Origin of the sequence: Photorhabdus sp. RM71S (assembly GCF_042879355.1) — a bacterium.
GTDB classification, from domain to species: domain Bacteria; phylum Pseudomonadota; class Gammaproteobacteria; order Enterobacterales; family Enterobacteriaceae; genus Photorhabdus; species Photorhabdus kayaii.
In genome coordinates this window covers 22,807-37,278 of the sequence record NZ_JBHFKV010000024.1, presented here as the reverse complement: position 1 = coordinate 37,278, position 14,472 = coordinate 22,807, and the positions used below count along the sequence as shown (strand labels likewise).

Sequence of the window (14,472 nt, the reverse complement as noted above, 5' to 3'; positions counted from 1 at the left end):
TTTACTCCTTTGAATTTGATGGTTTTATTTTGGGTTTAGAGATCTTCCCTATTGGACAAATTGACCGAGAATAAAGAAATAACATTGTTGATTATCATGATAAATATTAATTACGTAAATATCGTGGAGATCTCAGTATTCTATTTTTTTAAATGTTAAATATTGACTATATACCCTATGGATTTCAAGATGCATCGCGACGGCAAGGGAGCGAGTCCCCGGGAGCATAGATAACTATGTGACCGGGATGAGTGAGTGCAGCCAACAAAGAGGCAACTTGAAAGATGACGGGTATAAATAATGATGTCTAAATTCGTCGATAAGGTTATTAAATATAAATTGGTTATTACATTAGCGTTTATTAAATCATAATTGTTGTGTTTTTATTGTTTTTCTTACAAGGAATTAACAAAATTAAATGTTAGTTTTATCAGAGCGGTGACCTGTTTTTATTTGGTTAAGGAGTTGTATTCAACATGTCATTATTTTTTTTCGGCGGAATTTATTTGCCGGAGGTTGAAACAACGTACCTATTATTTTAGGGGCAGTAAATGCCCTTTTTTCTTTAATTTCTGGAGACGACTTTTGACCTCTCTTGCTTATGTTGACGCCCTTTGTGCGCTTGATCATCCTTATCGGGTCGATAGCGTTTGCGACCAATTATTTGATGCTGCCATGCGTGAGTTGACTCTGTACCACTGTGAAAATACTCCCGGTTATTCTCAGTGGTTGAAGGCTAACGATCTGGAAGTGGAAAGATTGGAGAAACTGGATGATTGGTCGCGTTTGCCGCCTATTTTCGCTAATTATTTCAAACGCCAGTTGTTGCTCAGTACCGCTGGTAGGAATGCATTGGAGTTGACCTCTTCGGGGACAACCGGACAAAAGAGCCGTATGCGTTACGATGTACGTAGTATGCGTGCAGCTCAAAATATGGTTGAACGGATTTTTGAGTATTACGGTTGGAATACGCCGCAGCAGCCTTGCAATTACTTACTGCTAAGTTATGAGCCTGCCGGCACGGTTACTTTGGGAACCGCGTATACCGATCAGTATCTGTGTAAGTATGCACCGATAAACCAAGCCTGTTATGCATTGCGCCACAATGGAAAAAGCAATGAGTTTGATCCTTTTGGTGTGATCCGATCCTTACAAGAATTTGCGGCACAAGGGCTGCCGGTGCGTATCTTGGGCTTTCCGGCATTCTTGTGGTTCACACTGGAGCGGATACAGGAAATGGGGTTGCCGCCGGTGCAGTTGCATCCTGAGTCACTGGTGTTTTTAGGTGGAGGTTGGAAAACGCACGCGGATAAAGCTATTCCAAAATCCTTACTGTATCAGCGTTTGGGGGAACAACTGGGTATTCCTGACGAGCGGTGCCGGGATGGTTACGGTTCGGTGGAGCATCCAGTGCCTTATGTTGAGTGCCGAAATCACCATTTTCATGTGCCGGTCTATGCCCGAACCTATATCCGCGATACAGCTAACATGGCGGTTCAACCCTATGGTAAGCCAGGTTTTCTGCATTTGGTATCACCTTATATCACTTCCAGCCCGGCACACAGTATTGTGGTGAGCGATTTGGCGGTGCTGCATCCGGCCGCTGAATGTGGTTGTGAATTAGCTACCGATTGGTTTGAGTTATTAGGTCGTGCCGGTACCAGTAAAAGCCGCAGTTGTGCGATTGCCGCTTCTGAGTTGATAAAGGAATCCTAAAATGTATTTAGTGAATGGTAAGGTTGTCTCTGACTTGGAGCCCGCTAGCGTATTGGCGGAACTTAAAGGTAATTTGGCTGAGACGCTGGCTTGTCCCCCAAGTGTACAACAGGTATTGGCGTGTGCTGAGCGCTTCGTTGATGATCTCGATACTGTTGCTGTTAAGCTTGCGCTGGATACAGCCACTATCACCGCGTTACGTCACTTCTGTCATCGCGATTCTTTAGAGGCAAAGTTGCGGCACGAACTGGGAGAACAACCCTTTTCTCTGCGTCGCTTTGACTATACACAACCCCGTTTTGAAACTTGGCAACCGTTGGGATTGGTGGTGCATATTACGCCAGCCAACGCGCCTTTGCTGCCATTTATGGCAGTGTTAGAGAGCTTGCTAGTGGGTAATGTCAACTGGTTACGTCCTAGTAGCAGTGACCACGGCCTTAATGCGCAGATACTGGCTGAATTCCTACGTCATGACCTGAGCGGCACGTTGGCACCTTATATATCCGTGTTGCCTTTGCCGTCTGATCAATTATCAGAATTACTGGCCTGTGCTGATGCAGTATCAGCCTGGGGCAGTAATAGCGCCCTGACCGCTATCCGTAGCCAACTACGGCCCGGTTGCCGTTGGATAGATTGGGGACATCGTATCAGTTTTGCTTATTTGGAGCCGATGGCTGCCAGTGATGCTGATTACGATGCATTGGCTGATGATGTTTGCCGTTTTGACCAACAAGCGTGTTCCAGCCCACAGTGTTTGTTGGTAGATAGTGCTGACGAGAACGTTTTACGGGAAGTCGTTGGTGCTGTGGCTGCCGCACTGGCACGACGTGCGCCAATGTGGCCAGCCTTACAGACAGACATACAGGAAGCGGCGGAAATCAGCAGTCAGATGGCATTCTTACAGTTAGATCACACTTTTGCTGACCTGTGTGGCTCGATAGAAAAGGGCAATGGTTGGCGAGTAGCTTGGATACAGCGTCAAGAGCTTGCGCCATCACCTTTGTACCGTACTTTGCAAGTCCGTCCGGCGCCACGTGCACAATTGGTTGAGGTTTTGTTGCCGTGGCGCGCCTATTTGCAAAGTTGTGCTTTGATCGCGAGAGAAAAAGAGTTGCCGATGCTGAGTCGCCAGTTGTTGGCCGCCGGTGTTAGCCGGATATGTCAGGCAGGTACGATGCATGATGGCTATGAGGGTGAACCTCATGATGGTGTTTATGCATTGACTCGGCTGGCGCGACGTGTCTCCGTTAGTTTGAAACCTGAACAACTGCCAGGCCATGTCACGTTAGATAAATGGTCGGCCAATCCGCCGGAACTGGCAGGGATTCCAGTGATGGATAAAGCAAAGTTTCAGAGCGGCGGTATGACGGCAAAAGCACAGGTGTTTTTCCGTAGCGGTGGCAGTAGTGGTGAGCCAAAGTTGGCGGGTTTCAGCCATCGAGATTATCACAGTCAAATGCAGGCTGCGGCAGATGGCTTATTTGCTGCTGGCTTGGAGCCATCCCAAGACCGGGTAATGAATTTGTTTTATGGCAGTAACTTATATGGCGGTTTGATGAGTTTCTTCACTGTGCTGGATAAATTATCTGTGCCGCATTACCCGATGGGGGGGCCAATAAACGATGATTTTAGCCAAATCAGGCACTTTATTGTCACTCAGGGAATCAATACGCTGGCGGGAATGTCAAGCACTATCCACCGATTGTTTGAATGTGAAGAGGCTGCGTTGCGCGCCTATGGTGGGATACGCAAAATTTTTACCGGTGGTGAGCATATTGGTGAAGAGCGACGTCGGTTTCTGTCCAGTTTTGGTGTACAGATAATTCAATCGGCGATTTACGGTTCCGTGGATGCCGGTCCGTTAGGCCATGCTTGTGCTTGTTGCCAAGAAGGGGAGTTCCATCTGTTATCTGATATTCAATGGCTGGAAATCTTGGCTCTTGATAGTGATCAGCCTGTTCCGACAGGGGAAAGCGGTCGACTGGTGTTTACCCCTCTGGCACGGGAAGGGCAGGTGGTCCAGCGTTATGATATAGGTGACTTAGGTTATTGGCTCCCTGGTCTCTGCGCCTGCGGATTACCAACGCCGCGGTTTAAACTGGAAGGCCGTCATGGTGCGTTATTACGGGTAGGTTCTATTTTTCTGAACCCAACAGAATTATCTGCCGGGCTACCGTTTCCGGTGCAGTGGCTGGTAGGGAACAACTCCAGTGGTTGTGATTATGTCCATATATTAGCCGACGGAGATGTTGATCAGGTACGTGTGCATCTGCTGCAACATAAGATGATGAACCAGGTTGTTAGTGGTGGCTTACTTCAATTGGAAGTTATCCCTACACCTGCTGGACAGTTCCATCGTCACCCGCAAAGTGGCAAAACGCCGCTGGTGCTGGATAGCCGATTCTGAGACCAATAATACTACTTTTTGGGTAAATCATGACATTATCACTACACGATCTGGTTGAATACGCCCGCAATCATGCGCCTTTTTTTAAAGATCTTTATCGTGATCTGCCGCGATCTGGTTGGGCGCTAACTGATCTGCCATTGATCAATCCTGCTGACTATTGGCAGCAATCGCAATCGCTGGAAAACTGGCCGGTGTTAACCGGCCCTGTTAACGGTGGTCATGTGTTTAAAACCGGCGGCTCTACCAGTGATGGTCGGATGTCGGTGTTCAGTTGTAGCGAATGGCGTGCTTTTGTACGCGCATTTGGTCAAGGGCTTGCACAGCAATTACAGCCTGGTGACCGTGTTGCTAATCTGTTTGTGGCTGGTGATTTGTATACCAGTTTATTATTTATTCACGGCGCCTTGTCCTATTCGCCGGTGCCGGTGGTGGAATATCCGTTTACCTGGTCAGTTGATGATCGGGCACTGGCCGATGCGATTGTCAGCTTGGGGATTAATGTTCTGGCCGGGGTGACGGTGCAACTATTACGTTTTGCCAGTACCTTGCAGCAGTGCGGTCAGTCTATGCCCGGCATTGATCGTCTGTTGTACGGCGGTGAAAGCCTGTTTCCAGAGCAATTGACACTGTTGAGTCACGTATTTCCTAATGCGCGTATTGGTTCAGTTGGTTGCGCCAGCGTTGATGCGGGTCTCATTGGGGCGGCGTCTCCCGATTGCTATTACGGCGAACATCGGGTTTTTGATACGGAAACCATTGTTGAAATCATTGACGAAGCTAATGGTCAGCCGATTACGGCGCCTGGCCAAAATGGCCTATTGGTTGTGACCAACTTGCAACGGAGTCTGATGCCGGTTATCCGCTATCCTACTGGTGACATGGCCTGTTGGTGTGAAGCGTCAGACCAGCCGCGCCGCAAATTCGCTTTGCAGGGGCGAGCGGGTAGCGCTCACCGAGTTCGGGTGTACTCACTGTCCATTTTTCCTGACCATATTGCGCGTTTACTGCAACAGCAAGAGGGCATACTGGCTTGGCAGTTATTGCTGAGCCGTCAGGGCGGCATAGATAAGATAGAACTCTTGTTAGCTGGCGATTCATCACTGGCGCCATCTACAACATCAGTACATCAGACATTGTTGGCGGCGCAACCCGCTATAGCAGAGTTATGTGATCAGGGATTACTGCATATGGAGGTCACTTACTGCGCTTTGGAAAATATGGTCACTCATCCACGCTCCGGTAAGCTGATGCGGGTAGTTGATCATCGTGGTTATGGTGCTGAAGAGAAGGCAGCGTGAGCATGAATCCAGAAATACCATTAATTAGATTATTTCGGGAAGAGGATTCTACCGGTGTTAGTGCGTTATTTCGGGTTGTTTACGGCGAAGATTATGTCTACCCGGAAGTCTATTTACCCACCATGCTTGGCCGCTATAACGCGGCAAAACGGTGGTATTCCGCCGTTGCGGTACAAAATGGACAAGTGTTGGGGCATGCGGCGCTGTGGCGGGATGAACGCTGCTCATTAAGCGCTGAACTGGCGTTGATTGCGGTACATCCACAGGCGCGTGGGCAGGGTATTGCTACCGCTCTTGGGCGATATTTGTGTGATCAGGCCAAAGAAATAGGGTTAAGCATACTCACGATTAAGCAAGTGTCGTCACATAACTACAGTCAGCGTCTGGCCCAAAATCTGGGGTTTCACACTACGGGATTGTTACCGGACTATGTAACATCACCATTTGATCAGGCGCGACCGGAAAGCATCGTACTGGGTTGTTTACCTTTACAAAGTTGGCCGTTTCCAGAGTTACATTGGCCTTCCGGTTGGCAAAGGTGGTTGACATCGGTGACCCAAGTGTTTGGTCAAGAGCCTCTGCAACCAGAGGCGTTGGCTGATGCAGATATCCGTATAACCAATCATGGACGTCGGTTGGAAGTGTGGATAGAAAAGCAGACAACCGAGCGGGTAAAAGAGGTGGCGGAGTTACCGGCACACAAACTGGTCTATGTGAAACTGCCGGTAGGAGAAGGGACTCTTCAGGCAATAGAAATTTTGCAGCAGGCGGGATTTGCCTGTACAGGATTTGTGCCTGGTCATCATCACCATTGGGAAGCTTTACTGGTTCGTGGACATAGCAGGAAAGAGTTAGCCTTAAATTGTCAGTTTGCTCGCAGTTTGCACCAACAAAGCATGTTTGCTTGTGCAAGCGCATAGCCTTTCTGTGATTATCAGAGGTAATCTGGTAAAGCCCATCAAAGCTTGAATAGTTTTGCAGATGATTGACAAAGTGTTGGTCTTTTGGTCAGCACTTTGAACGGATATTCAATTTATTCGTGATTCTCATAATTGTTAATTAATTGTGTAAAGTTGTTGTAATTCATGGTGAATTGCGGGCGTTAATCCACCACATTTATCTAAATTTCAGAATATTCCTATATATTTTTAATTAAAATTCATTGCACTATTGAACGCTTATTAATCTATAAGTGGCAATAACATGATGATGATTTCAATTAGAGCCACTCTTCATAAGGTGAATCAATGGAGAAGTGAATAGATGGCAATAGGATATTTCCTGCTCGTTGGTGATAAAACAACTTGCGGCGGTCAGATTATTACCGGTGACCACACCATGACATTCAATGGGCGAGCATATAGTGATGCAGAGTTTCTCCTCGCCGACAAAGGAAGCGGGTAGTATTCAGCCAAAGCCGCCTGTAACGCCGACACCTCCGCCGCCGATACCGGTATTTACGAAGTCCTGCCAGCGGGGTAAAGGGTGTACCGATGCTGGAACTGAACCTGAACCGGCAGATAATTTTGGCAGAATGGCGATATATCAGGTGCCGTCATCTCCTACTCCAGTCACGGCGCAAGAGCCTGAACCACCTCCGCAGGACAAGAAACACCCGCCAGAACCGGATAAGCCGCAGGATAAAAAATAACCGTGGTATAAGCGGTGGTTTCGTAGTGGGAAAGATAATGCCGAAGCGGCTGCTACCGCTGTGGCCGCCACTGCCCGTAGCGCGGTAGCAGATGGCGAGACACTGGTGATGCGTTACATTGGTGGTGGCGCTATCAGTGCTGGACGCTGGCTGGCGGCACCGAATCCGGTAACGGTTGGGTTAATGGGGCTGTTTTATTCACCGTCTTTAAATCAGGGGGAAGAGGATTACTTAGATCCGTATCGCCTGAGACAGATAGCGGAACAGTACGGTAAAGCACCAACTCGTGTACGTTTTCGCTGGATCAGAGATGAAAAAAGCGGCAGGATGACGGTTCAGGGCTATCACGTCAGCCCGGAAGGCGGCCTGGATAAAGTGCCGGTTCGCATGATGACGCTGAATCGGACCACCGGTAATTACGAGTTCTGGGAGCCGGGAGAAACCCGGCCGACAATTTTATGGACGCCGAACGAGCAGGAGTTTCAGGTTCCAGCGCATACCGGGAATGAAGAACAGCCGTTTATTCCGTCGCAAATAACCGTGTTGCCGATCCCGGATTAAAGTAGGCAGCGATATTGAATCGTTGCCGATGCCGGAAGAGAAGGATTTCCGCGATTATATTCTGGTATTCCCCATTCCGAATATGCCGCCGGTGTATGTGTATTTGAGTAAACCGCCGGTGAAATTGTTTGAAGTGGATTTGTATAGAAATTTTGCGGGCAGGCTAAGAAATGGAACACATGCGGATCATATGCCTTCGGCTGCGGCTGTTAAGGCTTATTTGAAAAGATTAAATCCGAGGCTTACTGAAGGTCAGTTAGCAGATATGCAAAAGATGTTGCGGCTATTATCATCCCAGCGGAAATTCATCAGAAGTTCAGTGCAACTTATGGGGGGCGAAATAACCCGTCTCAAATAGAACAGGATGCAAAGGATCTAAGAATCGCAGTAGATCGTGATTTTAATACAATAAAGCCGGTGTTGAAGGACTATGGTGCAACAGAGGAGCAGCTTGAAAAAGCCAGATCGAAGATGCATAAACTAAATCAAAAACGGGGGTTGTATAAATAATGACTGTCAACGTTGAAGCCCTAATTAATAGTTTGGGGAAAACTTATCAGGAAATTTTTGATGAAGGATTAATTCCTTATAAAACTAAGCCATCAGGTTTCTCTGGTGATGAAGTGGTATGTCTGGATATGGTAAGAGAGGGAGTTTTTCTGGCGTTTTATCGCGAGGGAAAGCGTTTAAAAGAAATTACATTGACTCTATTTGATGAAAAGAAACCCTTATATCAATTTCCGAATGAGTTACCATCTCCTTTAGTGTCTCAAATGTCACGACAGTGGGTTCATGAGCAGTTTGGGGAGCCTGAAAAATCACAGCCTCCAGAGGTAATAATGAAGCGTCAATTTGGATGGGCTGATTTATACACTGTTTTGGATTTTCGCATACCAACCAGTATGCAGGTTGATTACGATCTGCTGGAACAAGTGAAATCAATTGCATTCTTACCCACATCAGAAGTCCGTTGGTAATCAATAATATATGGGAGGTTATTTTTGAAAACCAATTCATTTGCGAGCAGCTTGGAAAGTTAAGTCTCAGATGAATTGGCTGAATCAAGAGCTGAGGTGATATAAATAATGACTATCAACGTTGAAGTCCTAATTAATAGTTTAGGTAAAACTTATCAGGAAATTTTTGATGAAGGGCTAATTCCTTATAAGACAAAACCGACAGGTTTTCCCGGAGATTCTGATATATCTCTTGATATGGTTAAAGAAGGGATTTTCTTATCATTTTTGCGGGAAAATAAAATACTTACTGAGATAACGTTGACTTTAATTGATCACAAACGACCTAATTTTATATTTCCTAATGAATTGCCTTCCCCTTTGATACTGCTGATGTCTAGGCAATGGATTCATGAACATTTTGGTGAGCCAGAAAAATTACTTCCGCCAAGGAAAAGGTTAACGAGAGAAATTGGCTGGACTGAGTTATATACCTTATTGGATTTTCGTATTCCAACTAGTATGCAAGTTGATTATGATTTGCTGGAGCGGGTCAGATTGGTGACTTTTTTACCCACATCAGAAGTCCGTTGGTAATCAACAATAGATGGACGGTTATCTTCGAAAGCCAATTCATTTGCGAGCAGTTTGGAAAGTTAAGTCTCAGATGAATTGGCTAAATCAAGAGCTGAGGTTATATAAATAATGACTATCAACGTTGAAGCCCTAATTAATAGTTTGGGGAAAACTTATCAGAAAATTTTTGATGAAGGATTAATCCTTTATAAAACCAAACCCGCTCTGTCTTTACTGATTTATGTTAACACATAACTCCCTTTAAAGGGGTTTATGTGTGTAGATATAATTGCTACAATATACATCTATACACAAAACTCCCTTTAAAGGGGGTTTAATGTGGAGATGGAGAGTTGGATAAGGTCACTGCAATTAAAACATTAGACGAATTAGGTAAGATGGGTAAAAACATCTTTCTTTTGCGGGACTTGGAAGTCATTTTTGCTGATGAAACGTTACGAACATTGAAGAAATCCATTGACCGTCTTATCAAAGCGGGGTTATTGGTGCGCATCACCAAAGGGATTTATGCAAATGCTCGCATGAGCTTGGGAGCGTATCCGTTGGAAAGTATCGCAATCAATATCAGGCGTGGAGAATATAACTACATCAGCCTTGAGTCTGCGCTGTCCCAGTATGGAGTTATCTCGCAAATCCCTATTGATAGACTCACGATCATGTCAACAGGCAGATCAGGGGAGTTTGAGACTCCCTGGGGGGTCATTGAGATTACGCACACGAACAGGAGGCCAAGCGAAATTCTGAAAGGAACGCTGGAAAGCCGGGGGCCGATGCGTATCGCTAAAAAAGAAACAGCTCTTCGTGATTTAAGGCGAGTAGGCAGAAACACACATCTGATCCAACAGGAGGAATTGGAATATGCCTGATAAAGCTGATTTTAATATTATTGTCGATGAAATCGTTACTCAGGATGGGCTTGCCAACATCAGGCCCGTGGTTGAGAAAGAACTGCTGCACTATGACATTTTATATTGCTTGGCTAAAGATGGTTTACTGAAGACCTTGACTTTTCAGGGGGAAACGTCGCTAAGGCTATGCTATGGCTCTAACCGGTTCAGTGAGGATTTAGACTTTGCTGGTGGCCGAAACTTTTGTTCGGCAGACTTGAACAGGATTAAAGAGAGCGTCGAAAAGTATCTGGGGGAACGTTACGGTCTTGAGGTTACGGTAAAGGAGCCGAACGAACTCAGAAAAGAACCTGAGTATGCCGATGTGAAAATCGATAAATGGCAAGTTTCCGTCACTACAGCACCAGAGCGGAAGGATTTGCCAAAACAGCGTATCAAGATTGAGATTGCAAACATTCCGGCGTATACCAAGAATCCGCGCCCATTAACACGCAATTACTCTGTTTTACCTGATGGCTACTCAGAAACAATCGTATCGGTGGAAGAGTTAACTGAGATCATGGCTGATAAGCTGGTTTCATTCCCCGCAACAACCAAACATATTCGTCATCGTGACATGTGGGATTTGGTCTGGTTGAAACAGCAGGGGGTTGCCCCTGATGTCAGCCTGATCGAACGCAAGCTGTCGGATTATCATTTAACTGAATTTGCTGATTTGCTCCAGGCACGACTGGACTCTATTCAAGCGCTCATCGCCTCAGGCACATTCCAGGAAGAAATGAAACGCTTTATCCCTGCGCCAGTTTACAGCAGGACTATAGGGAAGGCTGATTTCATGCGCTACCTCGAAAACACACTGAAAGAACTACTCATTACAGTGCAAAAAGGGTTGTATGCAGAGGAAAACAACGACATTCCTTTTAAGATGTAAGGATTTTAGACATAAAAAAAGCCAGTTACAGCTCTGGCTGAGCCTGTAATTTGATTTATTCACTTCTCATTACCTTTCAATAGAATATTTTGTTTAGAAAAATAATAAAAACACATCAAGAATATTCATCACATTGATATAAAAGACTATTCTCCTGCTATTATCTCAGTCATGTATTAATATTCCAGCACACTGGTATTACCTTATTAAAAGTGCGTTCTTACAAACTATTATTAATGATTTTGTAAATTAATCATAAATATAAGTAAATATTTACTCTAAATAATTATATAAAGGTAAAGTTATTTTATTGTCTGTATTTTATTTTTTAATGTAAGCAAGTTTTGTGATTTATTATATTTTTCCTCACACATCATCACTGTGTATAGCGCCTTTAGAAGGCAGGAGGACCTGATGTTCTAAAGGCACATGTTTGATCTGGTCCCTCTCTTATACATAACGATGGTGATTATTTTTTTGCGCGAAAAAACCTGTTTCTCATGATAAACCTCAATTCAGGAGTCCGTATGAATCAACTCGCCAGTCCCCTGATTTCCCGCACCGAAGAGATCCACAACTTACCCGGTAAATTGACCGGCCTTGGTTATACCTCAGTGTTTGATGTGGTACGTATGCCGCGTGAGCGTTTTATTCGTGAGCATCGTGCTGATCTAGGGCGCAGTGCTGAAAAAATGTATGACCTGGCAGTGGGCTATGCTCATCAGGTGTTACATCATTTTCGCCGTAATTCTCTTAGTGAAGCTGTTCAGTTTAGCTTGAGAAGTCCGTTCTCTGTATCAGGCCCGGATTACGCCAATCAGTTTCTGGATGCAAACACGGGCTGGAAAGATAAAGCACCGAGTGGTTCGCCGGAAGCGAATGATGCGCCGGTAGCTTATCTGACTCATATTTATCAATTGGCCCTTGAACAGGAAAAGAGTGGCGCCAGTGCCATTATGAATACGCTGGTGGAGCGCCGACCCGATATCGGGGCTTTGTTAATTAATGATAAAGCGATCAATGAGGTTGTACCGCAATTACAATTGGTTAATGAAATTCTGTCCAAAGCCATTCAGAAGAAACTGAGCTTGGCTGATTTGGAAGCGGTAAATGCCAAACTCTCCACCACCCGTTACCCGAATAATCTGCCGTATCATTATGGTCATCAGCAGATTCAGACAGCTCAGTCGGTATTGGGTACCACGTTGCAGGATATCACCTTGCCGCAGATGCTGGATCTGCCGCAAAACTTCTGGGCTACAGCAAAAGGAAAATTGAGCGATACGACTGCCAGTGCTTTGACCCGACTGCAAATCATGGCGAGTCAGCTTTCGCCGGAACAACAGAAAATCATTACAGAAACCGTTGGTCAGGATTTCTATCAGCTAAATTATGGTGACAGCTCGCTTACGAAGAACAGTTTCAGCGATATGACTATACTGACTGGCCGAACAAGTTTGACTGTACCCCAGGTAGAACTGATGTTGTGTTCAACTGTCGGGGGTTCTACGGTGGTTAAGTCTGATAATGTGAGTTCTAGTGACACGACAGCGACGCCATTTGCTTACGGCACCCGCTTTATTCATGCCGGTAAGCCGGAGGCGATTACCTTGAGTCGCAGTGGCGCGGAGGCGCATTTTGCTCTGACGGTTAACAATCTAACCGATGACAAGTTGGACCGTATCAACCGCATCGTGCGCCTACAAAAATGGCTGAATCTGCCCTATGAAGATATTGACCTGTTGGTGACTTCTGCTATGGATGCGGAAGCGGGAAATAGTGCGCTGTTGATGAACGACAATACGCTGCGTGTGTTGGGAGTGTTCAAACATTATCAGGCGAAATACGGTGTTAGCGCCAAACAATTTGCTGGTTGGCTGCGTGTGGTGACCCCGTTTGCCATTACACCGGCAACTCCGTTCTTAGATCAGGTGTTTAACTCCGTCGGCGCCTTTGATACGCCGTTTGTAATAGATAATCAGGATTTTGTCTATACATTGACCACCGGGGGAGATGGGGCGCGTGTTAAGCATATTAGCACTGCACTGGGCCTTAATCATCGTCAGTTCCTGTTATTGGCGGATAATATTGCTCGCCAGCAGGGAAATGTCACGCAAAGCACGCTCAACTGTAATCTGTTTGTGGTGTCGGCGTTCTACCGTCTGGCTAATCTGGCGCGTACATTGGGGATAGATCCAGAGGCTTTCTGTGCCTTGGCTGATCGATTAGATGCAGGTACAGGCATCGTCTGGCAGCAATTGGCAGGAAAACCTACTATCACTGCACCGCAAAAGGATTCCCCGTTGGTGGCGGATATTCTGAGTTTGCTGCAAGCGCTAAGTGCGATCGCTCAATGGCAACAACAGCACGATTTACCCGTTGAAACCTTACTTTTACTGTTGAGCAACAACTCTACCTTCACTGCTCAGGGCACTGACGATCAATTGAATTTTATCCGTCAAGTATGGCAGAACCTGGGCAGTACATTTGTGGATGCCTCGTTGTTATCCCGCAGTGGTGCGCCATTAGTTGATACCAATGGTCAGGCTATTGACTGGTTTGCTCTGCTCTTGGCAGGTAATAGCCCGCTTATTGATAAGGTTGGTCTGGTGACCGATGCAGGTCTGGAAAGTGTTATAGCAACTGTGGTCAATGCACAAAGTTTGTCTGATGCAGATAAAAAGCTGGCAATCACCACTCTGAAAAATACGTTGAATCAAGCACAGCGAACTCAGCAAGGCGTGGCCGTCAGTCTGTTGGCGCAGACTCTGAATGTGAGTCAATCATTGCCCGCATTGTTGCTGCGTTGGAGTGGAAAAACTGTCTATCAGTGGTTGAGTGCGACTTGGGCATTGAAAGATATCGTTAAAACCGCCGCCGATATTCCCGCTGACTATCTGCGTCAATTACGTGAAGTGGTACGCCGCTCCTTGTTAACCCAGCAATTCACGTTGAGTCCTGCAATGGTGCAAACCTTGTTGGACTATCCAGCCTGGTTTGGTGCTTCCGCAGAAACAGTGACCGATATTAGTTTGTGGATGCTCTATACCCTGAGCCGTTATAGCGATTTATTGCTCCAAGTGGGTAAAGCTGGTGGTACAGAAGATGATGTACTGGCCTACCTGCGCACGGCTAATGCTACCACGCAGTTTAGCCAAGCTGATGCTGCACAAACGTTAGCAACTCTGTTGGGTTGGGAGGCTAACGAACTGCAAGCCGCTTGGGCGGTATTAGGCGGGATTGCTAAAACCACTCCGCAACTGGATACGCTTCTGCGTCTGCAGCAGGCACAGAACCAGACGGGTCTTGGTGTTACACAGCAACAGCAAGGCTATCTTCTGAGTCGTGGCAGTGATTATACCCTTTGGCAAAGCACCGGTCAGGCGCTGGTAGCTGGTGTATTCCATGTCAAGGGTAGTAACTGAGTACGTTCACTATCTGAGTGGATTTGATTTTTCCGTACGGCCCCAATGAGGCTGTTTCTAAACCGCCATTTAAGTAAGG

The 14,472-nt window shown here is 46.1% G+C and carries 9 protein-coding genes and 2 pseudogenes; all 11 read left to right on the top strand.

Annotated features, from left to right (window positions below; genetic code table 11):
- Positions 1-585 precede the first annotated feature (585 nt).
- The 11 genes and pseudogenes from ACGF5R_RS13745 (at position 586) to tccA (ending at position 14,393) form a co-directional block, all read left to right on the top strand.
- Complete coding sequence (locus tag ACGF5R_RS13745) at positions 586-1,716, top strand: acyl-protein synthase (RefSeq protein WP_387691300.1); 1,131 nt, start codon at positions 586-588, stop codon at positions 1,714-1,716.
- A 1-nt stretch (position 1,717) separates the two neighbouring features.
- Complete coding sequence (locus tag ACGF5R_RS13740) at positions 1,718-4,123, top strand: acyl-CoA reductase (RefSeq protein WP_387691298.1); 2,406 nt, start codon at positions 1,718-1,720, stop codon at positions 4,121-4,123.
- Positions 4,124-4,152: 29 nt separating this feature from the next.
- Positions 4,153-5,424: a phenylacetate--CoA ligase family protein gene (locus ACGF5R_RS13735; RefSeq protein ID WP_387691296.1), complete on the top strand. Its 1,272-nt coding sequence runs from the start codon at positions 4,153-4,155 to the stop codon at positions 5,422-5,424.
- 2 nt (positions 5,425-5,426) lie between these two features.
- Positions 5,427-6,344 (top strand): GNAT family N-acetyltransferase, encoded by a 918-nt coding sequence (locus ACGF5R_RS13730; protein ID WP_387691294.1) that lies wholly within the window; start codon positions 5,427-5,429, stop codon positions 6,342-6,344.
- A gap of 343 nt (positions 6,345-6,687) precedes the next feature.
- Positions 6,688-8,146, top strand: a pseudogene (locus ACGF5R_RS13725) (S-type pyocin domain-containing protein).
- Positions 8,146-8,613, top strand: coding sequence for a DUF6392 family protein (locus ACGF5R_RS13720; protein ID WP_387691292.1), 468 nt, complete (start codon positions 8,146-8,148; stop codon positions 8,611-8,613). The pseudogene ACGF5R_RS13725 and the gene ACGF5R_RS13720 overlap by 1 nt, the downstream one beginning before the upstream one ends.
- A gap of 108 nt (positions 8,614-8,721) precedes the next feature.
- Positions 8,722-9,189, top strand: coding sequence for a DUF6392 family protein (locus ACGF5R_RS13715; protein WP_387691291.1), 468 nt, complete (start codon positions 8,722-8,724; stop codon positions 9,187-9,189).
- 108 nt (positions 9,190-9,297) lie between these two features.
- Positions 9,298-9,390 (top strand): annotated as a pseudogene (locus ACGF5R_RS13710) (DUF6392 family protein); the annotation flags it as partial.
- Between the two features lie 131 nt (positions 9,391-9,521).
- Complete coding sequence (abiEi, locus tag ACGF5R_RS13705; protein ID WP_112878024.1) at positions 9,522-10,055, top strand: type IV toxin-antitoxin system AbiEi family antitoxin; 534 nt, start codon at positions 9,522-9,524, stop codon at positions 10,053-10,055.
- Positions 10,048-10,968 carry a nucleotidyl transferase AbiEii/AbiGii toxin family protein gene (locus tag ACGF5R_RS13700; RefSeq protein ID WP_112878023.1) on the top strand — a complete coding sequence of 307 codons (921 nt, stop codon included), beginning with the start codon at positions 10,048-10,050 and terminating at the stop codon, positions 10,966-10,968. The genes abiEi and ACGF5R_RS13700 overlap by 8 nt, the downstream gene beginning before the upstream one ends.
- A gap of 527 nt (positions 10,969-11,495) precedes the next feature.
- Positions 11,496-14,393, top strand: coding sequence for an insecticidal toxin complex protein TccA (gene tccA / locus ACGF5R_RS13695; RefSeq protein WP_387691289.1), 2,898 nt, complete (start codon positions 11,496-11,498; stop codon positions 14,391-14,393).
- Positions 14,394-14,472: the final 79 nt, after the last annotated feature.